23 protein-coding genes and 1 pseudogene are annotated in these 23,414 nt (G+C 33.6%); 20 read left to right on the top strand and 4 right to left on the bottom strand.

The window, feature by feature from the left end; translation table 11 throughout:
- Positions 1-679: 679 nt before the first annotated feature.
- The 4 genes from AL499_RS03300 (at position 680) to ptsP (ending at position 4,585) form a co-directional block, all read left to right on the top strand.
- Positions 680-1,852: a class I SAM-dependent rRNA methyltransferase gene (locus AL499_RS03300; protein WP_002493070.1), complete on the top strand. Its 1,173-nt coding sequence runs from the start codon at positions 680-682 to the stop codon at positions 1,850-1,852.
- A 54-nt stretch (positions 1,853-1,906) separates the two neighbouring features.
- Positions 1,907-2,449 (top strand): hypothetical protein, encoded by a 543-nt coding sequence (locus AL499_RS03295; protein WP_002493066.1) that lies wholly within the window; start codon positions 1,907-1,909, stop codon positions 2,447-2,449.
- A 151-nt stretch (positions 2,450-2,600) separates the two neighbouring features.
- Entirely contained in the window at positions 2,601-2,867 is a 267-nt protein-coding gene (locus AL499_RS03290) for a phosphocarrier protein HPr (RefSeq protein ID WP_002459436.1), read from the top strand.
- Between the two features lie 2 nt (positions 2,868-2,869).
- Positions 2,870-4,585, top strand: a complete 1,716-nt coding sequence (ptsP, locus tag AL499_RS03285; RefSeq protein WP_002478372.1) for a phosphoenolpyruvate--protein phosphotransferase — start codon at positions 2,870-2,872, stop codon at positions 4,583-4,585.
- 95 nt (positions 4,586-4,680) lie between these two features.
- On the opposite strand, the gene AL499_RS03280 is transcribed toward ptsP, so the two are convergent.
- Complete coding sequence (locus AL499_RS03280) at positions 4,681-4,914, bottom strand: glutaredoxin family protein (RefSeq protein ID WP_002459433.1); 234 nt, start codon at positions 4,912-4,914, stop codon at positions 4,681-4,683.
- A gap of 310 nt (positions 4,915-5,224) precedes the next feature.
- Here AL499_RS03280 and AL499_RS03275 point away from each other — a divergent pair, with 310 nt between their 5' ends.
- From AL499_RS03275 to AL499_RS12250, 3 genes and pseudogenes are all read left to right on the top strand, one after another.
- Positions 5,225-6,241 carry a cytochrome d ubiquinol oxidase subunit II gene (locus AL499_RS03275; protein ID WP_002493060.1) on the top strand — a complete coding sequence of 339 codons (1,017 nt, stop codon included), beginning with the start codon at positions 5,225-5,227 and terminating at the stop codon, positions 6,239-6,241.
- A 68-nt stretch (positions 6,242-6,309) separates the two neighbouring features.
- Entirely contained in the window at positions 6,310-6,969 is a 660-nt protein-coding gene (locus AL499_RS03270) for a potassium channel family protein (RefSeq protein WP_002459431.1), read from the top strand.
- Between the two features lie 296 nt (positions 6,970-7,265).
- Positions 7,266-7,444: pseudogene (locus AL499_RS12250) on the top strand (IS5/IS1182 family transposase); the annotation flags it as partial.
- A gap of 109 nt (positions 7,445-7,553) precedes the next feature.
- On the opposite strand, the gene rnjA reads toward AL499_RS12250, so the two are convergent.
- From rnjA to def, 3 genes are all read right to left on the bottom strand, one after another.
- A complete protein-coding gene (rnjA, locus tag AL499_RS03260) occupies positions 7,554-9,233 on the bottom strand; it encodes a ribonuclease J1 (protein ID WP_002478368.1) in 1,680 nt (559 codons plus the stop codon).
- Positions 9,233-9,451: a DNA-dependent RNA polymerase subunit epsilon gene (locus AL499_RS03255; RefSeq protein WP_002459428.1), complete on the bottom strand. Its 219-nt coding sequence runs from the start codon at positions 9,449-9,451 to the stop codon at positions 9,233-9,235. Before AL499_RS03255 ends, rnjA begins: the two co-directional genes overlap by 1 nt.
- A gap of 434 nt (positions 9,452-9,885) precedes the next feature.
- Positions 9,886-10,437 (bottom strand): peptide deformylase, encoded by a 552-nt coding sequence (gene def / locus AL499_RS03250; RefSeq protein WP_002493063.1) that lies wholly within the window; start codon positions 10,435-10,437, stop codon positions 9,886-9,888.
- A gap of 137 nt (positions 10,438-10,574) precedes the next feature.
- Here def and AL499_RS03245 point away from each other — a divergent pair, with 137 nt between their 5' ends.
- From AL499_RS03245 to AL499_RS03185, 13 genes are all read left to right on the top strand, one after another.
- Positions 10,575-11,204: a YkyA family protein gene (locus AL499_RS03245; protein WP_002493071.1), complete on the top strand. Its 630-nt coding sequence runs from the start codon at positions 10,575-10,577 to the stop codon at positions 11,202-11,204.
- Between the two features lie 166 nt (positions 11,205-11,370).
- Positions 11,371-12,483: a pyruvate dehydrogenase (acetyl-transferring) E1 component subunit alpha gene (gene pdhA / locus AL499_RS03240; RefSeq protein ID WP_002459425.1), complete on the top strand. Its 1,113-nt coding sequence runs from the start codon at positions 11,371-11,373 to the stop codon at positions 12,481-12,483.
- A 3-nt stretch (positions 12,484-12,486) separates the two neighbouring features.
- Positions 12,487-13,464, top strand: a complete 978-nt coding sequence (locus tag AL499_RS03235; protein ID WP_002459424.1) for an alpha-ketoacid dehydrogenase subunit beta — start codon at positions 12,487-12,489, stop codon at positions 13,462-13,464.
- A gap of 212 nt (positions 13,465-13,676) precedes the next feature.
- On the top strand, positions 13,677-14,981 hold the full coding sequence (locus AL499_RS03230) for a dihydrolipoamide acetyltransferase family protein (RefSeq protein WP_002478366.1): 1,305 nt from the start codon (positions 13,677-13,679) through the stop codon (positions 14,979-14,981).
- 3 nt (positions 14,982-14,984) lie between these two features.
- Positions 14,985-16,391 (top strand): dihydrolipoyl dehydrogenase, encoded by a 1,407-nt coding sequence (gene lpdA, locus AL499_RS03225; RefSeq protein WP_002493058.1) that lies wholly within the window; start codon positions 14,985-14,987, stop codon positions 16,389-16,391.
- 203 nt (positions 16,392-16,594) lie between these two features.
- On the top strand, positions 16,595-16,882 hold the full coding sequence (locus AL499_RS03220) for a UPF0223 family protein (protein WP_002493056.1): 288 nt from the start codon (positions 16,595-16,597) through the stop codon (positions 16,880-16,882).
- Positions 16,883-17,210: 328 nt separating this feature from the next.
- Entirely contained in the window at positions 17,211-17,750 is a 540-nt protein-coding gene (locus AL499_RS03215; RefSeq protein WP_002459420.1) for a helix-turn-helix domain-containing protein, read from the top strand.
- Positions 17,751-17,764: 14 nt separating this feature from the next.
- Positions 17,765-18,859, top strand: coding sequence for an ABC transporter ATP-binding protein (locus tag AL499_RS03210; RefSeq protein ID WP_002478364.1), 1,095 nt, complete (start codon positions 17,765-17,767; stop codon positions 18,857-18,859).
- On the top strand, positions 18,852-19,649 hold the full coding sequence (locus AL499_RS03205) for an ABC transporter permease (RefSeq protein WP_002493062.1): 798 nt from the start codon (positions 18,852-18,854) through the stop codon (positions 19,647-19,649). The genes AL499_RS03210 and AL499_RS03205 overlap by 8 nt, the downstream gene beginning before the upstream one ends.
- Before the next feature lie 5 nt (positions 19,650-19,654).
- A complete protein-coding gene (locus AL499_RS03200; protein ID WP_037540687.1) occupies positions 19,655-20,467 on the top strand; it encodes an ABC transporter permease in 813 nt (270 codons plus the stop codon).
- The gene (locus tag AL499_RS03195; protein ID WP_002478363.1) at positions 20,464-21,537 is read left to right on the top strand and encodes an ABC transporter substrate-binding protein; all 1,074 of its coding nucleotides are present in this window, start codon (positions 20,464-20,466) and stop codon (positions 21,535-21,537) included. Before AL499_RS03200 ends, AL499_RS03195 begins: the two co-directional genes overlap by 4 nt.
- A gap of 72 nt (positions 21,538-21,609) precedes the next feature.
- The gene (gene auxB / locus AL499_RS03190; protein WP_002493069.1) at positions 21,610-22,656 is read left to right on the top strand and encodes a lipoteichoic acid stability factor AuxB; all 1,047 of its coding nucleotides are present in this window, start codon (positions 21,610-21,612) and stop codon (positions 22,654-22,656) included.
- A 131-nt stretch (positions 22,657-22,787) separates the two neighbouring features.
- Positions 22,788-23,243: a DUF4064 domain-containing protein gene (locus tag AL499_RS03185; protein WP_002478361.1), complete on the top strand. Its 456-nt coding sequence runs from the start codon at positions 22,788-22,790 to the stop codon at positions 23,241-23,243.
- The last annotated feature ends 171 nt before the right edge of the window (positions 23,244-23,414 follow it).

The following is a 23,414-nucleotide window of genomic DNA, read 5'->3' as shown; positions in this document are numbered from 1 at the left end:
ACCAACGAATGTCGTTCTGATAGTGGCTGGAATATGAATGCTAAAATAATAAAGGTCAGTATTTAAATACAAAGGCATAGCTCTAAGATGATTTCAAAATTGAAGAATTGTCTTAGAGCTTAGTTTATGTTAAATATCATATTTCTCCATTTTTCTATGGTACAGCTTGAGTCTACACAAGCTGGTAGTGCTTGAAATTTTTTGATAGGATCCTAGTTTTTAACTTGGCTTATTCTTTTAAGAACCTTGTTATCAATGAGTCTAGGATATCATTATGTTATAGGCTATGAACGCTATATTGGCAGTAGTTGACCAGATTGAAAATACGCTTATACCAGGCTTTTTTCAATCCTACGCAACCTTGCCGGGGTGGAACTAAAATTTCATTATGAATGCTGTCTTGCTCCAGAATAGTTTTAAAACATAACACACTCACGTATAATTTAATAAATGATTGCTAAATATAATTAAGAATAAACGCTTTACAAACTAAAATATAATGTATCAATTATAAAAATGGTAGTTTTGCCACGATTTGGATGGAAATTGCCATTTTTCTTTGATTAGAAACGATTTACAGGCCAATCTCTTTTTTATGATGATATCTATAAATTTGTTAATATAAAAGAAACAGTGATAAAGCCTAACATATTTTAATAAAGGAAGGCAGAGAACGTTTATGAAGACAGCTATTATAAATAAAGGGAAAGAACAAAAATATTTAAATCATTATCCTTTAGTAGATGAAGAAGATATTTATCGCCAGGATCATTTAAAAGAGGGCGATTTATTTCAGTTAACAACTGATCAAGGTCATTATATTGCCACAGCATATGTAGGACGGCAACATAAAGGATTAGGATGGGTGTTAAGTTATAATCCAAGTGAAGAGATTACTACTTCATTTTTCACACAATTATTCACAGATGCTTTAGCTGAACGTGACTACTATTTTCATATTGATGGTACAAATGCATTTCGCTTGTTTAATGCTGAAGGAGATGGAATTGGCGGTTTAACGATTGATAATTATAACGGTCATTTACTTGTTCAATGGTATTCAAAAGGTATCTACAAATTTAAATTTGAAATTTTGCAAGCGATAGAAACAGTTATTCCTTACAAATCTATTTACGAAAAAATGAGATTTAAAGATGCTGATTATTCAGGTGGTTTCGTCAAAGGAGAAGCACCACAATTTCCGATAGTTATTGAAGAGAATTTTACATTTTACAATGTTGATTTAAATGATGGATTAATGACAGGAATATTTTTAGACCAAAAAGAAGTGCGTAAAAAGTTACGTGATCAATATGCTGAACAAAAAAATGTCCTTAATTTATTCAGCTATACAGGAGCTTTTTCAGTTATTGCAGCTAATCATGCACAATCAACGACAAGTGTTGATTTGGCTAATCGTTCTAGAGCTTTAACGGAAGAAAATTTTGGTCTTAACGGCATAGATCCTAAGACACAATTCATTTATGTAATGGATACATTTGATTTTTATAAATATGCACATAGACACAATCGCTTTTATGATACGATTGTGATTGATCCGCCAAGTTTTGCACGTAATAAAAAGAAAACTTTTTCCGTACAAAAAAATTATGATGAGCTCATAAATGGTGCATTAAGCGTTCTAGCGCCAAATGGTGTATTGTTATTATGCACAAACTCAAGTATCTTCTCATTAAAAGCATTTAAATCTGTCATTAAATCGACTTTAGAACAGGCGAATGTAGATTATGAAATTAAAGAAGTCATGGGTTTGCCGAAGGACTTTAAAACGCATCCGCATTATAAACCGTCTAAATATTTGAAAGCAGTTTTTATTCAAATCAAGAATTAAATTTAGTGAAGTGGGTATAATACCGTCATGACACAAAATGAAAGGTGATATTTCATGGGGATTAGACAAAATTTAAGTAATCGAATAACGACTAAAGTAGGTCAAAAAGCATTTAAAATAGAGGATATTAAAGAAAAAAATGCCATGCCAACGACACAGGATGAGTTAGCTAGATGTCGTGAAAGGGCAGAGGCAATCGTTAAAAGAAAATCTTTGATGTCTTCAACGGCTTCTGTTGTACCTATTCCTGGATTGGACTTTGGTGTAGATATTAAATTGATGCGCGATATTATTGAAGATGTAAACAAACTATATGGATTAGATCATAAACAAGTAAACACACTTGGAGATGATTTAAGAGAACGTATTTTTGCTGCGGCTGCTATTCAAGGTAGTCAATTCATCGGCAAAAAAGTATCAAGTGCTGTGCTTAAAATTGTTATTAAGGACATGGCTAAGCGAGCAGCTGCCAAACAAACGCGATGGTTTCCATTAGTAGGTCAAGCAATTTCAGCATCTATTAGTTATTATTTTATGAACAAATTGGGACAAGATCATATTGAAAAATGTGAAAAAGTAATCAAGGATATTATTTAAATGTAACTTTATGTAGTATAATCAACATATACAACAATATCTCACTATATACGAATTGAATTTATTAATATAATTTGGTAGTGTTATTGTATAAAAATACGTTAGATGACTGAAAAATGAATTTTCTAACTGTAAGAAGGAGACTTTTACTATGGAACAAAAATCATATGTAATTATTGATGAAACAGGAATTCATGCACGTCCAGCTACAATGTTAGTTCAGACTGCTTCTAAATTTGATTCAGATATTCAATTAGAATATAACGGTAAAAAAGTTAACTTAAAATCAATCATGGGTGTAATGAGCTTAGGTGTAGGTAAAGACGCAGAAATCACTATTTATGCAGATGGTAGCGATGAAGCGGATGCAATTCAATCAATCAGTGATGTCTTATCTAAAGAAGGTTTAACTGAATAATTATGTCTAACTTAATCAACGGCATTGCAGCTTCAGATGGGGTTGCTATTGCAAAAGCATATTTACTTGTTGAACCAGATTTATCATTCACCAATGAAAAAATCACTGATATAGATGCTGAAATCAATAAATTTAAAAATGCTGTAGAAGCATCTAAAATTGAATTGACTAAAATTAGAAATAATGCAGAAAAACAATTAGGTGCTGACAAAGCAGCTATTTTTGATGCGCATTTATTAGTCCTAGATGATCCTGAATTAATTCAACCAATTGAAGATAAAATCTCTAATGAGAAAGTGAATGCACCTCAAGCATTAAATGAAGTGACATCACAATTCATTACGATTTTTGAATCAATGGATAATGAATATATGAAAGAGCGTGCTGCAGATATTAGAGACGTATCTAAACGTTTACTTGCACATATTCTAGGCGTGGAATTACCTAACCCAAGTATTATTGATGAAAGTGTCGTTATTGTGGGGAATGACTTAACACCTTCAGATACTGCACAATTAAATAAAGACTTTGTTCAAGGATTTGTGACAAACATTGGCGGTAGAACAAGTCATTCAGCAATTATGAGTCGTTCACTTGAAATCCCTGCTGTCGTTGGTACAAAATCAATCACACACCAAGTTAAACAAGGAGATATGATTATTGTTGATGGTATAACTGGTGATGTTATTATTGATCCAACTGAAGATGAACTGATCGCATATCAACATAAACGTGAACGTTTCTTTGAAGATAAAAAAGAACTTCAAAAACTACGTGATGCTGAAACGGTTTCTTTAGATGGTATTCATGCTGAACTTGCAGCGAATATCGGTACGCCAGATGACTTGTATGGCGTTATTGAAAACGGTGCTGAAGGCATTGGCTTATATAGAACAGAATTTTTATATATGGGCAGAGATCAAATGCCAACTGAAGATGAGCAATTTGAAGCATATAAAAAAGTGCTTGAAACGATGAAAGATAAACGCGTCGTAGTCCGTACATTAGATATTGGTGGAGATAAAGAACTACCTTATCTTAATTTGCCTAAAGAAATGAACCCATTCTTAGGTTACCGTGCGATTCGATTGTGCTTAGATCAACCAGATATTTTCAGACCACAGTTGCGCGCTCTTTTACGTGCTTCAGCATATGGAAAATTAAATATTATGTTCCCAATGGTTGCTACTATTAATGAGTTTAGAGATGCCAAAGCGCTTCTTTTAGAAGAAAAAGAAAATCTAAAAAATGAAGGACATGACGTGTCAGATGATATCGAGCTCGGAATAATGGTAGAAATCCCATCAACAGCTGCATTAGCTGATATCTTTGCTAAAGAAGTTGATTTCTTCAGTATCGGTACTAATGATTTGATTCAATACACAATGGCTGCTGACCGCATGTCAGAACGTGTATCATACCTTTATCAACCATATAATCCAGCTATTTTACGTCTAGTGAAACAAGTGATTGAAGCTTCTCATAAAGAAGGTAAATGGACTGGTATGTGTGGCGAGATGGCTGGCGATGAAACAGCAATTCCATTATTACTTGGTTTAGGTTTAGATGAATTCTCTATGAGTGCAACATCTATCTTAAAAGCAAGACGTCAAATTAATGGATTAAGTAAAAATGAAATGACGGAATTAGCTAATAGAGCGATTAATTGTTCAACACAAGAACAAGTAAAAGAATTAGTTCACAATATAGCTCGATAAAATTTAATTTCACAATAAAGAAGAACCTTATTGGCAATTATTGTCAGTAAGGTTCTTCTTTTTATAAATAAAAACAATAGTCAGTGTCTAACTGATTATACTGTTATGTTGAATGCGTGATTAATTTTATCAATATCTACAGTATACATTGGTTCGTCATTAAGCAATATAAACGGTGTTGCAAACGCATCATACTCTAACATTTCCACACGATAAGCTTGATGCTTTATATGTTTTTCTTCAAAAGGAATTTGATGTTCATGTAAATAATTCTTAATAAAGGAACAAGGTGGACAATCGTCTTGTGTATAAAGTGTAATGTGTGCCATAAAGTTATCCTTTCATTTTTATACTGGATTTACTATATAAAAATAACGCTCAAAAATCAACTTATGAACAATATGTGAAAATAGGACAAAATGATTTTTTTATAGTGCATATATTTATATACTATATATCTAATTGTTTATACTATGAAATCAACGTGAGGGTGATATTAAGCATGAATTTAGTTAAAAAGAGATATGTATTATTAGCACCATATAACAATGAATTAAACACTATAGTGGCATGTAAGTGTCCTTGTAGTTATACATATGATGTATTTAATTCTGTTCTAATGGAAAGAGGTGAGCAGTAATGGCATACACTGGGATAAGTATGCTGGTGCTTTGGATTTGTTTATTTTTTTATGTCATTGCTGCGGGTATTTATTTTGGAACAGGCTGCTTTGCTTTTTATATGCACATGTCTGGTGAAGAGAAGAAGTCAAAAGTACTTTATAAATATATGATAAATCCCATTTGGGGCTTAATTAATATATGTTGCGTGTTTTGTTATGTAGGTATGATTGCTTTATTTCCATCAGCAATTCACTATTTGAATACAATGATTTTAATTCCTGGTTCAATAGCACTTATCTGTATAATCATCAGAGGTTGCAGTTATATTTTTATCAATAAAAGAGCTGACATAAGTCTACCATGGCTGTTGATATATTGTTTGTCTGGATTAGGAATTCCGGCTGCATTAGCATCTGTTCTCACTATATCAGAAGGCGGTTATATTGTAGAAGATGGCGCACACCTTGATTTGAATTGGGTACAACTGGCCATTAGTCCGTTTGCTTGGTCAGTAGTCTTTTTAGCCGTGATAACAGTGTTGTATATTTCAGCAGGTTTTTTGACATATTCTGCAGCAAAATTAAAAGATACACACGTATATTTAACTGTAAGAAAGTGGCTGTTGCTTTGGAGTATACCAATGATTATGGTCTCATTATTTGTTTTTCTATCATTACGAATTCAAAATGCGAATCATTTTACCAATGCGATATATAATTATTGGTGGATGTTTACTTTAAGTTTACTATGTTTTATCATTGCGATGTCTCTAGCTTTGTTAAAAAAATACCATGGAATCGCAATGCTTATGATGATATTACAACTGTTTTTTGCTTTTTTCGGTTACGGGTTGAGTAAGTTACCTTATATTGTATATCCATTTGTTAAAATAACAGATACTACAGTTAGTGTTGCTACAGGATTAACACTTATGATTGTTATTATTTTAGGTTTACTTTTACTTATTCCATCGTTAATATTATTATTGAGATTAGCAACAGACAATAAAGGGATTGTCAAAAATCAGAAATAAAGATTGAGTGAGGATTGGGTTCTTATTATACCTATCCTCATTTCTATCATGATAGGAGTATACTTACTATGGATAAAGAGTACGTTGTGATTGGATTAGGACGTTTTGGGGGAAGTATTGTTAGAGAACTAAACGCACTTGATATGGATGTTATGGCGATTGACCACGATGAAGCTAGAGTTAATGAATATAGTGATATTGCAACACATGCGGTCATTGCTGACACTACGGATGAAGCAGTAATGAAAAGTTTAGGTATTCGAAACTTTGATCATGTCATCGTAGCCATAGGGGAAAATATTCAATCTAGTACTTTAACAACGTTGATATTAAAGGAACTAGGTGTTAAGAAAGTAACGGCTAAAGCCCAAAATGATTATCATGCTAAAATATTAAATAAAATTGGGGCAGATACGGTAGTACATCCAGAACGGGATATGGGACGACGTATTGCACATAATGTAGCAAGTGCCAGTGTGCTTGATTATTTAGAGTTATCTGATGAACATTCACTAGTTGAACTTAAGGCGAGTGAAAAGATGGCTGGACAGTCCATTGTCAATTTAGATATTCGAGCTCAATATGGAATCAATATCATTGCAATAAAGCGGGGTAAAGAAATAATTGTATCACCAGACCCAAATATCAATATTGAAATTGGCGATATTTTAATCATGATTGGACATGATAATGATTTAAATCGCTTTGAAAAGAAAATTGTTCGCTAAGAAATAATCTATTTTAAACATAAAAAGAGGCTGGGATATAAATCTCAGAAAAATAGCGCTCAGATGAATTGAATTCAACTCATCTGAGCGCTTCTTTTTATTCAATACTTCGTATTGTTGGCTCGCTTTCTTAGGGGACAGCTTCAGCTTGTAGTCTTCAGCTCGTCCTGTTTCCTCGAGAGTCTCGCCAAAATACGTCGCATTTATATGTAATTTTACATCAACATACTTTAAAAAAATAAGGCACTTTCGTATCATTTAATAAACTTCACTAAACTAAATTAACGAGGTGCCTTATGTATAAAGATTATAACATGACTCAACTTACATACCAATGGAAACTTCAATTCTTATTCCTACAAATGATATTTCTCGATATGTAAATGAAATTGTTGAAATAATCCCAGATAATGAATTCAAACACCATCGTGGGGCTACATCTTACCACTCTAAAATGATAACGAGCTGTATATTATCTAATACATAAGGGAAAAGCCAATTTCTATCAAATAATTTTAATAGAAATTGGCTTTTTTACATTGTTTAAGAACTTAATGTCTGAGACCCTTAGTATGGTCTAAACATCATTCTTCATTGACTTTCATAATCACAGGTAAAATCATTGGTTTGCGCGCTGTTTTTTCGTATAAATAAGGCTGCAATGTTTCAATGATAGATGATTTAATTTGATGCCATTGAATGTCTTTATTACTATTTAATTTGGAAATAACATCAGTTTTGATGCGACGTTGTGCATCGTATATCAATTGTCCAGATTCACGCATGTAGACGAAGCCACGTGAGATAATATCTGGTCCAGATAATAATTTGTTTGTTTTGAAATCAATGCTAACAACAACAATCACGAGACCTTCTTCAGAAAGAAGTTTACGGTCACGAATAACTACATTGCCAATATCACCAATACCACTACCATCAACCAAGACGTTACCGGATGGAATGCGACCAGCTTTACGTGCTGAATCATGTGTTAAAGCAAGTACATCACCAATGTCAAAAATAAAGACATTTTCTTCTGGTACACCGCAATCCACACCAGTTTGACCATGTGCTGTTAACATGCGATACTCACCATGAATAGGTAAGAAGAACTTGGGTTGTATTAAGCGTAACATTAATTGTTGGTCACCTTGAGAACCATGTCCAGATGTATGGATATTAGATATTTTACTATGAATAACCTCTGCACCAGCTTTATATAATGCATTGATGGTTCTATTAATACTTTTAGTATTACCTGGTATAGGTGAGGAGCTAAATACAACTGTATCTTCTGGGATGATTTTAATTTGTTTGTGTGTACCATTAGCTATTCTTGATAATGCAGCCATTGGTTCACCTTGAGAACCTGTACATAAAATCAATAATTCATGTTTTGGAATATGATGAATTTTATTAGGTTCAACGAATGTTTCAGGTGGAGCTTTAATATAGCCTAACTCCATACCAATTTTAATATTATTTTCCATTGAACGACCAAATGTCACAATTTTACGGTTGTACTTAATTGCTGCTTCTACCGCTTGTTGGACACGATAAATATTTGAAGCGAATGTTGCAAAGATAATACGGCCTTTGCAATTTCTAAAAATCTTATCCACATTTTGGCCAACTTCACGTTCACTTAATGTGAAGTCCGGGACGAGCGCATTCGTAGAGTCTGATAACAGACACAATACGCCTTCTTTACCAAGTTGCGCCATCTTAGCGATATTTGCAGGCGCTCCTACAGGTGTAAAGTCAAATTTGAAGTCTCCCGTGTGAACAATTTTACCTTCAGGTGTGTCAACAATAACACCATATGCTTCGGGAATGCTGTGTGTTGTAAGATAGAATGATACTTCAAAATGTTTAGATTTAATTACACTATCTTCTGTAATTTCAATCAATTCCGCATTTCTTAATAAATTGTGTTCATCTAATTTATTTCTAATTAAGCCTAGAGCTAATGGGCCACCATATATAGGCACATTAATTTGCTTCAATAGGTAGGGCACACCACCTATATGGTCTTCGTGACCATGTGTTATAAACAGACCGACAATTTTGTCTTGATTCTGTTCTAAATAAGTGTAATCGGGAATAACGTAATCAATACCCAATAAATTGTCATCTGGAAATTTTATTCCAGCATCGATAATGACAATTTCATCTTTGTACTCAACGGCGTAAGTATTTTTACCTACCTCTCCAAGACCGCCAAGTGCATATACACCTACTTCATTTTGATGTAATTGTTTCATTATTCAGCGTTCTCCACATTAAAATGTTCAGAATGTTCTTTTTCATATTCTAAATGTGCGCCCTCTAATTTTGTAATAAATTCGATGTTATAATTACGATCTTTTAAATAGCGTCTAACTTGTTCTTCTGTTTCGCCTTCAACATAAATAGTTTGAGTGTTTTCTCGTACGATAACCTCGTTTTTATTATGCTGATAAAATACTTTAAATATTGCCATGTTATCTATTTCCTCCTAATACGTTAACTTTTAAATGAATTTAAATAAGAACCTAGTACATACACAGGGTAGCTAAACTAAGTACCAATGTCCTGCTCGTTTTTTAATTAATGAAATAAAATGTCACAACATACAAGCCTTTTAATTGAAATTAAAATCTTACTGCCCGTTATGTTTTCTAGGGTATATTTCGTCGTTCATGTATTGAAATTAGTAAGTACTTTACTAAAATTCCAGTTATTCATTATTTTACATGAAGTAACGGAATAAATAAAGCAGTTTATAATATACTGATAATTATTATAAAAAAACTAAGCTTTATGGCAAAAATGAACAGCTAGTATCTCGTTTTAAAGATACTAGCTGTGATGATGTCACCATGATATATTGATAACTATATAATATTGTAAATATACTGCTTAGCAGTTCCCAAATTATACTTCTATTGAATCAGGTAGTGGTGTTAAAGGGTGTTCGGCATCAATATGATCATAGAACATGATACCGTTTAAATGATCAATTTCATGTTGAACGACAATAGCTGGATATCCTTTTAATCTAAGTTTAATATCTTTACCATCAACGTCTTTAGCTTTCACTGTTACTCGGTAGTGTCTATGAACGAGACCAGGTATGTTTTTATCAACGCTTAGGCAACCTTCGCCAGTAGGTAAATATGCGTACTGAACACTATAGCTTACCACTTTAGGATTGACTAACATTAAATCGTAAGAACGACCATTTCCATCATCAGGTAAATAGACAGCAATCATTTTCTTTGAAATATCTATTTGAGGTGCTGCTAAGCCAACACCTGATCGTAAGCCATATCGATTAGCAATTTCATCGTCTTGACTATTAATTAAAAATTCACGCATAGATTTTAAAGTTTGTTTATCTTCATCAGACAGTGGAAAATCAACATCTTGAGCTTCGGCACGTAATGTTGGATGACCGTCTTTAATTATATCTTTCATAGTTAACATGAATATACACCTTCCTTTATTAATTATAATCTATTATATTGAATAGCATTTATTATACGCTATTTGATTTGATTTATAAAAATACTTTCTATATCATTACAATCATTACAGTGAGTATATCTCGGGAGGGACTATAAATGAAATTATATCGAGCTTTGGGTGTCTTGCTTGCATCCACTCTTTTGCTGGCCGGATGTACAACGGATAGAAAAGAAGTGAGAGCTTATGAAGATACGATACAACAAGCCTCTAGCAATGAACAAGTTATAAACTCAACTGGTCAAAAATTAAATGATTTAGAAAAGCAAAAGCAACAGTATTATAAAAAAATTGTAACTAATAATCCAGACACACGTGTTAAAATTGCTGATAAGATGATTAGTAATATCAATGAAAGAAGCAAAGAATTTAATAAAGAAGTCAAAGCTATGAATGCTTCAAATAAAGAATTCAAAAAAGCAAGCAAACATATTAATCAAATTAAAGATGATTCCAAAAGAAAAGAACTCAAGGAACTTGATGATGCACTCAAAGATAAATACAAAAAGCACGATGATTATGCCGCAGCATATCGTAATATTTTAGATAAAGAACGATCATACTTTAAATTGTTGAAACAAAAAACGGTTATGCAACAACAAGAAAAAGAAAAGGGAGAAGCAATTAACAAGGCTCAAAAAACATTTAAGAAAAAATTTGAAGCATACATAAAAGCGTTGAATAAGGTCAATAAAGAAAAAGGAGATATTGACAAAATAAGCGAATGATTTAACTAATACAGATTGTCTAAATGGACTAATACAGATGGACAATCTGTATTCTTTTTTAGTAACACAGAACTTTTCCAAATTGATTAACAGGTCTATTTATTTATGATACAATACAAATGGATAAAATGAATTTCTATTATATGGGAAAGGTATGGTGAATTGAATGGCTCCTAAGTTACAAGCCCAATTCGATGCAGTAAAAGTTTTAAATGAGACGCAATCGAAATTTGAAATGGTTCAAATTTTGGATGTAGATGGTAATGTCGTAAATGAAGACTTAGTACCTGATTTAACAGATGAACAACTTGTAGAATTGATGGAAAGAATGGTATGGACTCGAATTCTTGACCAACGTTCTATTTCATTAAATAGACAAGGACGTCTAGGTTTCTATGCGCCTACAGCAGGACAAGAAGCTTCACAATTAGCTTCACAATATGCTTTAGAAAAAGAAGACTTTATTTTACCTGGTTACCGTGATGTACCACAAATTATTTGGCACGGTTTACCATTAACTGAAGCATTCTTATTCTCAAGAGGTCACTTCAAAGGAAATCAATTCCCTGAAGGTGTAAATGCCTTTAGTCCACAAATTATTATCGGTGCGCAATACATTCAAACTGCTGGTGTCGCATTTGGTATTAAAAAACGTGGTAAAAAAGCAGTAGCGATTACTTACACAGGTGATGGTGGATCTTCACAAGGTGACTTCTATGAAGGTATAAACTTTGCTTCTGCTTATAAAGCGCCTGCAATTTTTGTAATTCAAAATAATAACTACGCAATTTCTACACCACGTAGTAAGCAAACAGCTGCCACTACATTGGCTCAAAAAGCAATTTCTGTAGGTATTCCTGGTATTCAAGTTGATGGAATGGATCCATTAGCAGTTTATCAAGCAACTAAAGAAGCACGTGATCGTGCAGTTGCAGGTGAAGGTCCTACTTTAATTGAAACAATGACATATCGTTATGGACCACATACAATGGCTGGTGACGACCCAACTCGTTACAGAACTTCAGATGAAGATGCAGAATGGGAGAAAAAAGATCCATTAGTACGTTTCAGAAAATTCCTTGAAAATAAAGGTTTATGGAATGAAGATAAAGAAAACGAAGTAATCGAACGTGCTAAAGATGATATTAAAAAAGCAATCAAAGAGGCAGACAAAGTTGAAAAACAGAAAGTTACTGACTTAATGGACATCATGTATGAAGAAATGCCTCAAAACTTAGCTGAACAATATGAAATTTACAAAGAGAAGGAGTCGAAATAAGCCATGGCACAAATGACAATGGTTCAAGCGATTAACAATGCGCTTAAAACTGAATTGCAAAATGACGAAAATGTTTTAATTTTCGGTGAAGACGTTGGTGTTAACGGCGGTGTATTCCGTGTTACTGAAGGTTTACAAAAAGAATTCGGTGAAGACCGTGTATTCGATACTCCATTAGCTGAATCAGGTATTGGTGGTTTGGCTCTTGGTTTAACTACTCAAGGATATCGTCCAGTTATGGAAATTCAATTCCTTGGCTTCGTTTTTGAAGTGTTTGACGAAGTTGCTGGACAAATCGCGCGTACTCGTTTCCGTTCAGGTGGTACAAAAACAGCTCCTGTAACTATTCGTACACCATTTGGTGGTGGGGTACATACGCCTGAGTTACACGCTGATAACTTAGAAGGTATTTTAGCTCAATCACCTGGTATTAAAGTGGTTATTCCTTCAGGCCCTTACGATGCAAAAGGTTTATTAATTTCATCTATTAGATCTAATGACCCAGTTGTTTATTTAGAACATATGAAATTATACCGTTCATTCCGTGAAGAGGTACCTGAAGAAGAATATACAATTGAAATTGGCAAAGCTAAAGTTGTTAAAGAAGGTACAGACATCACTTTAATCGCTTATGGTGCAATGGTTCAAGAATCCGTTAAAGCTGCTGAAGAACTTGAAAAAGATGGTCATTCAGTAGAAGTGATTGACTTACGTACTGTTCAGCCATTAGATATGGATACGCTAGTTGCTTCTGTTGAAAAAACAGGACGCGTTGTTGTTGTTCAAGAAGCACAACGTCAATCAGGTGTTGGCGCAAATGTTGCTGCTGAATTACAAGAAAGAGCAATTTTATCATTAGAAGCACCAATTGCACGTGTTGCTGCTGCTGATACAGTTTATCCATTCACTCAAGCTGAAAATGTTTGGTTACCAAACAAAAATGATATTGTTGAACAAGCAAAAGCAACATTAGAGTTCTAATAATTTGTTGTAAAAAATTGCAAGACTTACTTTTGAATAAATGATTTAGATGTGTAAAAATGAACTATGAGGTCGGGACAACTAAGGGTTTTGTATCATCTGGTAAAACGCATTAAAAAAGCTTTTCTAGTTGCATATTAAGCTGATGTCTCAACCTCATGTTATAAATTTAATGAAATAATTGAAAATGACATTATTAGGAGGACAAGAACGTGGCATTTGAATTTAGATTACCCGACATTGGTGAAGGTATCCACGAAGGTGAAATTGTAAAGTGGTTTGTTAAAGCCGGAGACACTATTGAAGAAGATGATGTGTTAGCTGAAGTTCAAAACGATAAATCCGTAGTTGAAATCCCTTCTCCAGTAAGCGGTACAATTGAAGAAGTGGTAGTAGACGAAGGAACTGTTGCAGTAGTAGGAGACGTCATCGTTAAAATTGATGCACCTGATGCTGAAGAAATGCAATTTAAAGGTCATGATGACGATTCATCAGCTAAAGAAGAGCCAGCTAAAGAAGAAGCTAAAGCTGAAACTGAAGAAGCGCCAGCAGCATCAGCTTCACAAGATGAAGAAGTAGACGAAAACAGAAAAATTAAAGCAATGCCTTCAGTTCGTAAATATGCACGTGAAAAAGGTGTTAATATTAAAGCGGTTGCTGGTTCAGGTAAAAATGGCCGTATCACAAAAGAAGACATTGACAACCACTTAAATGGTGGCGGTGCTCAAGCTGCATCTGCTTCTAATGAAAGTGCAGCTGCTTCAACTTCTGAAGAGACTTCTGCACCTCAAACTCAATCGGTTCCAGAAGGCGACTTCCCTGAAACAACTGAAAAAATCCCTGCAATGCGTAGAGCAATTGCTAAAGCAATGGTTAACTCTAAACACACTGCACCTCACGTAACATTAATGGATGAAATTGATGTTCAAGACTTATGGGATCACCGTAAAAAATTCAAAGAAATTGCAGCTGAACAAGGTATTAAATTAACATTCTTACCATATGTAGTTAAAGCACTTGTTTCTGCACTTAAAAAATATCCAGCACTTAATACTTCATTCAATGAAGAAGCTGGCGAAATTGTTCACAAACATTATTGGAATATTGGTATCGCAGCTGACACTGACAGAGGTTTATTAGTGCCAGTAGTTAAAAATGCAGATCGTAAATCTATCTTCCAAATTTCAGATGAAATTAACGAATTAGCTGTTAAAGCTCGCGACGGTAAATTAACTTCTGAAGAAATGAAAGGTGCTACATGTACTATCAGTAATATCGGTTCTGCTGGTGGACAATGGTTCACTCCAGTTATCAATCACCCAGAAGTAGCTATCTTAGGTATTGGCCGTATTGCACAAAAACCAATCGTTAAAGACGGCGAAATCGTTGCAGCTCCTGTATTAGCATTATCATTAAGCTTTGACCACAGACAAATTGATGGTGCAACTGGACAAAATGCAATGAACCATATTAAACGATTATTAAATAATCCAGAATTATTATTAATGGAGGGGTAAAACATGGTAGTTGGAGATTTCCCAATTGAAACAGATACTATTGTTATTGGAGCAGGCCCAGGTGGCTATGTTGCAGCAATTCGCGCAGCACAATTAGGACAAAAAGTTACAATCGTAGAAAAAGGTAACTTAGGTGGCGTATGCTTGAACGTTGGTTGTATTCCTTCAAAAGCATTATTACACGCTTCTCATCGCTTTGTTGAAGCACAACACTCTGAAAACTTAGGTGTAATCGCTGAAAGCGTATCACTTAAATTTGACAAAGTTCAAGAATTCAAACAATCAGTTGTAAACAAATTAACTGGTGGTGTTGAAGGCTTATTAAAAGGTAATAAAGTGGAAATTGTTAAAGGCGAAGCTTACTTCGTAGATAACAATAGCTTACGTGTTATGGATGAAAAAAGTGCTCAAACTTATAACTTCAAAAACGCTATTATCGCAACTGGTTCTAGACCAATAGAAATTCCTAACTTTGAATTTGGTAAACGTGTTATCGACTCAACTGGTGCGTTGAACTTACAAGAAGTTCCAGGTAAATTAGTTGTTGTTGGTGGCGGTTATATTGGTTCTGAACTTGGTACTGCATTTGCTAACTTCGGTTCTGAAGTTACAATCCTTGAAGGTGCGAAAGACATCTTAGGTGGATTTGAAAAACAAATGACACAACCTGTTAAAAAAGGCATGAAAGACAAAGGTATTGAGATCATTACTGAAGCAATGGCTAAAAATGCTGAAGAAACTGAAAATGGCGTTAAAGTTACTTATGAAGCTAAAGGTGAAGAACAAACAATCGAAGCTGATTACGTATTAGTAACTGTTGGCCGTCGTCCAAATACAGACGAATTAGGCTTAGAAGAATTAGGTCTTAAATTTGGTGATCGTGGATTATTAGAAGTAGACAAACAAAGCCGTACTTCTATCGACAATATTTATGCAATTGGTGATATCGTTCCTGGTTTACCACTTGCTCATAAAGCAAGCTATGAAGCTAAAGTAGCTGCTGAAGCTATCTCTGGACAAGCTTCAGAAGTTGATTATATTGGTATGCCTGCTGTATGCTTCACTGAACCAGAATTAGCTCAAGTTGGTTACACTGAAGCTCAAGCTAAAGAGGAAGGTTTAGAATACAAAGCTTCTAAATTCCCTTATGCAGCAAATGGCCGTGCGTTATCATTAGATGATACTACTGGTTTCGTTAAATTGATCACATTAAAAGAAGATGACACACTTATCGGTGCACAAGTTGCTGGTAATGGTGCTTCTGATATCATTTCTGAATTAGGTTTAGCTATTGAAGCAGGAATGAACGCTGAAGATATCGCATTAACAGTACATGCTCACCCAACATTAGGTGAAATGTCTATGGAAGCAGCTGAAAAAGCTATTGGATTACCAATCCACACTATGTAATAGTGATTTATAAATCGTTTAGAGCCTAAGACATCATTATGTTTTAGGCTCTAAGCTATATATTGGCGGCAGTTGACTGAATTGAAAACACGCTTATACTAAGTTTTTTCAATTTAAATCAACCTTGCCAGGGCGGGAATACGAATTCAAAATGAACTCTGTCCCGCTCTCTTTTTTGCTATATTACTTAAGGAGGTAAATTAATGGAATATCAATATCCTTTAGATATGGACTGGACACATGATGAAATGTTAAAGGTGATTGCCTTTTTTAATCAAATAGAGCGCTATTATGAGTCATCTGTGTCATTCGATCAAGTTATAGCGCACTATCGAAATTTTAAACAAATTGTACCTGGAAAAGCAGAAGAAAAACAAATATTTAAAGAATTCGAGCAAAACAGCGGTTACAACAGCTACCAAGTCATTAAAGAAGCAACAACACAAAATAAACCAACACACATACAACAAAAAAACAACACAAGAACATAGGGGCCCCAACACGGAGGCTTTCAAAACGAAAGCCAACAAACAACGCGAGTTGGGGTGGGGCCCCAACAAAAAGAAATGCAACAAGCATTTCCACGGACAAAGCAAGTTGGGGTGGCCCCAACTTGGAGAAGTTCGGTCAGAAATCCAACAAGCAAAACAAGCTGAGATAATACTAAGAATCTTATTATGCATTATTTTTTTCCATTCATAATTAAATAATTATAAAAAGTATTGCAACATGAGCTGTATTTTGTTATTTTTATTAAGCATTAAACAAAATGTTTAATATTACTAAACATGATACAGCTATTTTTAGGTGGTTACATAGATGGATATTGGAATGAAATTGAAAAATTTAAGGATGCTCAAAAATTTAACGCAGGAAGAATTAGCTGAACGTACTGACTTAACGAAGGGATATATTTCTCAAATTGAGAGTCAACATGCGTCTCCAAGTATGGAGACATTTCTAAATATATTAGAAGTTTTAGGTACGCGGCCAAGTGATTTTTTTCAGGAGAAAACTAAAGAAAAGGTGCTTTATACAGCTGAAGATCAAACAATTTATGATGAATATGACAAGGGCTATATTTTAAAATGGTTAGTCACAAATTCAAATGAGTATGACATGGAACCACTCATGCTTACGTTAAAGCCTGGTGCATCATATAAACATTTTCAGCCTTCTAATTCAGATACCTTTATTTATTGTTTAGAAGGGCAAATTACTTTGTCACTCGGGAACCAACTTTATCGTGCAAATGCAGAAGATGTACTTTATTTCAGGGCAAATGATGTTCATCAATTATGCAATAACAGCAAGCAGAACGTTACGATATTGATTGTAGCAACTGCATCATATTTATAAGGAGTTATGACATTATGCAACCATTATTATCATTTAAATCAGTGAGTAAAGGCTATGATGATTTAAATATTCTTGACCATATGGACTTAGATATTGAATCAGGCTATTTCTATACTTTATTGGGTCCATCAGGATGTGGTAAGACGACTATTTTAAAGCTTATTGCGGGGTTCGAGACACCAGACAGTGGAGAGATTATTTATCAAAATCGTTCTATCGAAAATTTACCGGCTAATAAACGTAAGGTCAATACCGTTTTTCAAGATTATGCGTTATTCCCGCATCTCAATGTTTATGATAATATTGCTTTTGGTTTAAAGCTTAAGAAATTATCTAAAAAAGATATTGATCAAAAAGTGACAGATGCCTTGAAGTTAGTAAAGTTATCAGGTTACGAACAGCGCAGTATTAATGATATGAGTGGTGGTCAAAAACAACGTGTAGCTATAGCTCGAGCGATTGTTAATGAGCCAGAAATATTATTGTTAGATGAATCATTATCAGCCTTAGACTTAAAACTACGTACTGAAATGCAATATGAGCTCAGAGAATTACAATCACGATTGGGTATTACATTTATTTTTGTTACGCATGATCAAGAAGAAGCCTTAGCATTAAGTGACTACATTTTTGTGATGAAAGACGGTAAAATACAACAATTTGGTACACCAACAGATATTTATGATGAACCAGTGAATCGTTTTGTAGCTGATTTTATTGGCGAATCAAATATTGTAAATGGCACCATGGTCAAAGATTATGTAGTTAATATTTATGGGCAGGATTTTGATTGTGTTGATATGGGGATTCCTTCTGGTAAAAAGGTTGAAGTTGTGATTCGTCCAGAAGATATCTCTTTAATAGAAGCCGAAGCTGGTTTGTTTAAAGCTACAGTGGATTCTTTGCTCTTTAGAGGTGTGCATTATGAAATTTGTTGTGTAGATCGAAAGGGCTATGAATGGGTTATACAAACTACTAAAAAGGCGGATGTGGGTAGTGAAGTTGGTTTATATTTTGAACCAGAATCTATTCATATCATGGTTCCAGGAGAAACTGAAGAGGAATTTGATAAACGTATTGAAAGCTATGAGGATACTGATGATGAGTAATATTAAAAAGATACTATTAGTGCCTTATATATTATGGATGATTATCTTCATAATTTTGCCTGTATTATTGTTAATATATTTTTCATTTACCGATATAAATGGACATTTTAGTTTCACTAATTATCAACAAATATTTCAGTATAAGTATTTTGAAATGTTTTGGGACTCAATTCTTTATGCCGCATTAATTACTATGATCACGTTGTTCATCAGTTACCCAACTGCATATTTTATTAGAAACGCTAAAAATCCTAATTTCTGGTTATTAATACTTATTATTCCAACTTGGATTAATCTGTTATTAAAAACATATGCTTTTATTGGTTTGCTTAGTCACGATGGGCTGATTAATAAAGTACTTGGAATATTAAATGTTCCAAAAGTAGACATGCTATTTACATCAGCTGCCTTTTTAGTTGTAGCTAGTTATATTTATATTCCTTTTATGATATTGCCGATTTTCAACAGTATGAAATCAATACCTGTAAATCTAATTCAAGCATCTAGTGATTTAGGTGCAAACCCATTTACAACATTTAGAAAAGTGATATTGCCACTAACAAAAGAAGGTGTTTTGACAGGGGTACAAGTTACTTTTATTCCCTCATTATCGTTATTTATGATAACGCGATTAATTGCAGGTAACAAAGTAATCAACATAGGTACTTCTATTGAAGAACAGTTTTTAGTGATTCAAAATTATGGTATGGGAGCTACGATTGCAATCGTCTTAATTGTATTTATGGCACTCATCCTTATCATTACGAAATCTAACGATGAAAGAAGGTGACCAATGTGAAATGGTATGGCAAATTATATATAAGTATCTTATTGGTCATCTTATATGTCCCAATATTTTTTCTAATGTTTTATTCATTTAATTCTGGTGGAAATATGATACATTTTGAGCATTTTACGTTCGAACATTATCAAAGCTTATTTAAAAATGACAAACTCATGGCAATTATTTTTAATACAATAGCAGTAGCACTATTGGCTGCATCAATTTCAACTGTTATAGGAACATTTGGAGCGATAGCACTCTTCTATTTAAGACAGAAGAAACTCAAAGTAACATTATTGACATTAAACAATGTACTTATGGTGTCATCTGATGTAGTTATCGGTGCTTCATTTTTAATTATGTTTACTGCGCTTGGACATTTTATGGGAATCGGATTAGGTTTCGGTACTGTTTTAGCATCGCATATTGCGTTTTGTATTCCAATTGTAGTTATTGTTGTTTTACCACAACTTTATGAAATGAATCACAATATATTAAATGCTGCACGAGATTTAGGAGCAACAGAATCACAAATTTTAAGTCGCGTACTTATTCCAAATTTAATGCCTGCGATTATAGGTGGTTTTTTTATGGCTTTAACATATTCATTAGACGATTTTACGGTTAGCTTTTTTGTGACTGGGAATGGTTTTAGTGTCCTATCAGTTGAAGTCTATGCCATGGCTAGAAAAGGAATAAGTATGGAAGTAAATGCGATTTCAACACTGCTATTTGTTGTTATCGTCATTGGTATAGTTGGTTATTATGGTATCCAGCATACCTTAAAGCGTAAACCTAGATTGAAAAGAGGTATGCTACGATGAAACAGTTTCTTCAATTAGTTTGCGGCGCGCTGGTTATTGGATTACTTTGTCTAGGGATAAGTCATCTTTTTAGTGGACATGAAAAAGCAAAATCTGGCAAAAAAATATATGTTTATAATTGGGGAGAATACATTGATCCTGAATTGATTAAACAATTTGAAAATCAAACGGGGATAGAAGTTATATATGAAACGTTTGATTCTAACGAGGCGATGGAAGCCAAAATAAAAAATGGTGGTACTCACTATGACGTTGCTTTTCCAAGTGAATATACGGTACAAAAATTAAAGCGTGCAAACTTACTTGTGCCATTGAATCATCATAAATTACCAAATATGCGAAATTTAGACCCAGATTATTTAGACAAGTCTTATGATAAGGGAAATCAATATTCTATTCCATATTTTTTTGGTACAGTGGGTATATTATACAATAAACAAGCATATCCAGACGCGTCATTTAATCATTGGTCTGATTTATATCAAGAACGATATCGTAATGATGTATTACTTGTCGATGGGGCGCGAGAAATTATAGGATTAAGTTTAAATAAATTAGGTTATAGTTTAAATGACACCAATTCACAACATTTACGACAAGCTGAACAAGATTTGAAAAAGCTAGGACCACAAGTTCGAGGCGTTGTTGGTGATGAAGTAACAATGATGTTGCAGCAAAATGAAGGTAACATCGCGGTAGTGTGGAGTGGTGTTGCTGCACCACTTGTGCAAGGAAGCGATAAGTATAATTACGTTGTTCCTAAAGAAGGCTCCAATCTATGGTTCGACAATATGGTGATACCAAGGACAGCTCAAAATAAAGAGGGTGCATATCAATTTATAAACTTCCTTTTAGATGCGGAAAATAGCAAGAAAAATACGGAATGGGTAGGCTATGCGACACCAAATAAAGCAGCACGTCAGTTACTACCTAATGAAATTAGAAACGATCATCGTTTCTATCCAACACAACAAGAACAAGCCCGCTTAGAAGTATATAAAGATCTTGGTCAGCGAACACTTGGGAATTATAATGAAAGCTTTTTGAATTTTAAAATGTCGTTAAAGTAGCATAAAATTGTAGTTATTTAAGTTAAAATTCGATATAATTATTTGATAAGGATGGTAAGGGAGTTGTAATAAATGTCAGGAGAACAGTATACTCAAATCAAACGGCCTGTAAGTCGTTTAACTGAAAAAATACTTGGTTGGTTTAGCTGGATTTTCTTGTTGCTAATGACAATTATTACTATGTTTATTGCATTAGTTTCATTCAGTAATGATACGTCAATACAGAATTTAGAAGCCACATTAAATAACAATGATTTAATTCAACAAATATTAGGTAATAATGGTTTTAATACAACTCAGTTTGTAATTTGGTTACAAAACGGTATTTGGGCAGTGATAGTATATTTTATTATTTGTTTGCTCATCTCATTTTTAGCACTGATTTCAATGAATATTAGAATATTATCAGGAATATTATTTTTAGTTGCATCTGTTGTTACGCTACCACTCGTACTTTTATTTGTGACATTAATCATTCCTATTTTCTTCTTTATCATTGCTATTATGATGTTTGCAAGAAAGAATAAGGTAGAAATAGTACCTGCATATGGCTATCCTGGTTATGATGATAACTTTGATTATCGCTATAATGAGCCGGATTATCAACAACAGCCACCGATATATGATGATTATGAACGTCATCAGCCTAACGACGGCATGGCATATCACATGCCACAAGAATCGAGCAATCCATCATTTAACGAAGATGATAAATATGATCAATATCCTAAACGTGCGATTATGAGTGACTATCAATCAACAGATGATGAAGATGAGACACCACAAGTACTCTCAAGACAGGCAAAATATCATAAGAATAAATATCAAGATGAATTTAGCGATGAAGGAGCTGCCCCATTTAATGAAGCAGTTGTCCAACAAGAACCGGTATTAGATAAAAAAGAGTTAAAAGCGCAACGCAAACAAGAAAAAGCTGAAATTAAAGCAAGAAAACGTGAAAAACGAAAAGCTTATAATCAGCGTATGAAAGAAAAACGTAAAAATCAGCCAAGCGCAGTAAATCAGCGACGTATGAACTATGAAGAACGTAAACAAATATTTAATCATGAAAATAGTGCAAAAGATCAGCAAGAAAGTCATCTTGATGATTCAAAATAAACTATGAAGTAAAGCGCGGAGCATCGAGTCAATAAAGACTGATGTTCCGCTTTTTATTATTATAATGTATTCGCTTTTAACATATATTTTTAGTATGATAGATATTGAGTACAATAAGGGAGAGTTGCTATTTGAAGACAAAGAAAGAGCTGGTCATTGCATGGATAGCAAATGGTCTAAGTCTAATTTTTTTGCTTTTTAATATCTTATCCATGCTTTTAACAGATGAAAAGAATAATGTGAAAGAATATGAACAAATGGCGAAACAATTTGCTGGTAAAAACGTTACAGTGACCCCAGAGCTAATTCATTTTATTATGGTGTTTTTCATAGGCATTTTAGCATTTTCAACTATATTGGGAATCGCTGCGACAACATTGATAAAAAATCGTTCACTTATTGCAATATTTCTATTTATTTCTGCAGTTTTAATAGGACTATTTAGTATGAACATCATTGCAATGATTTTATGGTTAATCGTTATTGTGTTGTTGATTGTTAAAAGAAACCAATATAAAAATGATTCCGATTGGCATGCAGAACAATATAAACATGCAGAAAAGAAAGAAAATCCATATATCTATTAAATGAAAAGTTGAAGCATTACGTGTATATTAATAGTGTTTAAGACATAATTTATAAAATAAAAGCTCGTAAATGATTTTTCACAATCATCTACGAGCTTTTTTATCTTGATACTTCATATTGAATAGCTTGGTTCTCCTAGAAGAACGTTCATAACCAATCCCAAATGAAAG

The organism is Staphylococcus lugdunensis, from assembly GCF_001558775.1.
Classification (GTDB): Bacteria; Bacillota; Bacilli; order Staphylococcales; family Staphylococcaceae; genus Staphylococcus; species Staphylococcus lugdunensis.
The sequence above is the reverse complement of the archived record's forward strand: the minus strand, read 5'-3'. Positions and strand labels throughout refer to the sequence as shown.

Coding starts and splice junctions, on each gene's coding strand:
- AL499_RS03195 (WP_002478363.1), top strand. CDS start 20,464: ATGAAACAGTTTCTTCAATTAGTTTGCGGCGCGCTGGTTATTGGATTA.
- ptsP (WP_002478372.1), top strand. CDS start 2,870: ATGTCTAACTTAATCAACGGCATTGCAGCTTCAGATGGGGTTGCTATT.
- rnjA (WP_002478368.1), bottom strand. CDS start 9,233: ATGAAACAATTACATCAAAATGAAGTAGGTGTATATGCACTTGGCGGT.
- AL499_RS03210 (WP_002478364.1), top strand. CDS start 17,765: ATGCAACCATTATTATCATTTAAATCAGTGAGTAAAGGCTATGATGAT.
- AL499_RS03280 (WP_002459433.1), bottom strand. CDS start 4,914: ATGGCACACATTACACTTTATACACAAGACGATTGTCCACCTTGTTCC.
- AL499_RS03215 (WP_002459420.1), top strand. CDS start 17,211: ATGGATATTGGAATGAAATTGAAAAATTTAAGGATGCTCAAAAATTTA.
- AL499_RS03235 (WP_002459424.1), top strand. CDS start 12,487: ATGGCACAAATGACAATGGTTCAAGCGATTAACAATGCGCTTAAAACT.
- AL499_RS03275 (WP_002493060.1), top strand. CDS start 5,225: ATGGCATACACTGGGATAAGTATGCTGGTGCTTTGGATTTGTTTATTT.
- auxB (WP_002493069.1), top strand. CDS start 21,610: ATGTCAGGAGAACAGTATACTCAAATCAAACGGCCTGTAAGTCGTTTA.
- AL499_RS03290 (WP_002459436.1), top strand. CDS start 2,601: ATGGAACAAAAATCATATGTAATTATTGATGAAACAGGAATTCATGCA.
- AL499_RS03300 (WP_002493070.1), top strand. CDS start 680: ATGAAGACAGCTATTATAAATAAAGGGAAAGAACAAAAATATTTAAAT.
- AL499_RS03295 (WP_002493066.1), top strand. CDS start 1,907: ATGGGGATTAGACAAAATTTAAGTAATCGAATAACGACTAAAGTAGGT.
- pdhA (WP_002459425.1), top strand. CDS start 11,371: ATGGCTCCTAAGTTACAAGCCCAATTCGATGCAGTAAAAGTTTTAAAT.
- AL499_RS03245 (WP_002493071.1), top strand. CDS start 10,575: ATGAAATTATATCGAGCTTTGGGTGTCTTGCTTGCATCCACTCTTTTG.
- AL499_RS03270 (WP_002459431.1), top strand. CDS start 6,310: ATGGATAAAGAGTACGTTGTGATTGGATTAGGACGTTTTGGGGGAAGT.
- AL499_RS03205 (WP_002493062.1), top strand. CDS start 18,852: ATGAGTAATATTAAAAAGATACTATTAGTGCCTTATATATTATGGATG.
- AL499_RS03220 (WP_002493056.1), top strand. CDS start 16,595: ATGGAATATCAATATCCTTTAGATATGGACTGGACACATGATGAAATG.
- AL499_RS03255 (WP_002459428.1), bottom strand. CDS start 9,451: ATGGCAATATTTAAAGTATTTTATCAGCATAATAAAAACGAGGTTATC.
- def (WP_002493063.1), bottom strand. CDS start 10,437: ATGTTAACTATGAAAGATATAATTAAAGACGGTCATCCAACATTACGT.
- lpdA (WP_002493058.1), top strand. CDS start 14,985: ATGGTAGTTGGAGATTTCCCAATTGAAACAGATACTATTGTTATTGGA.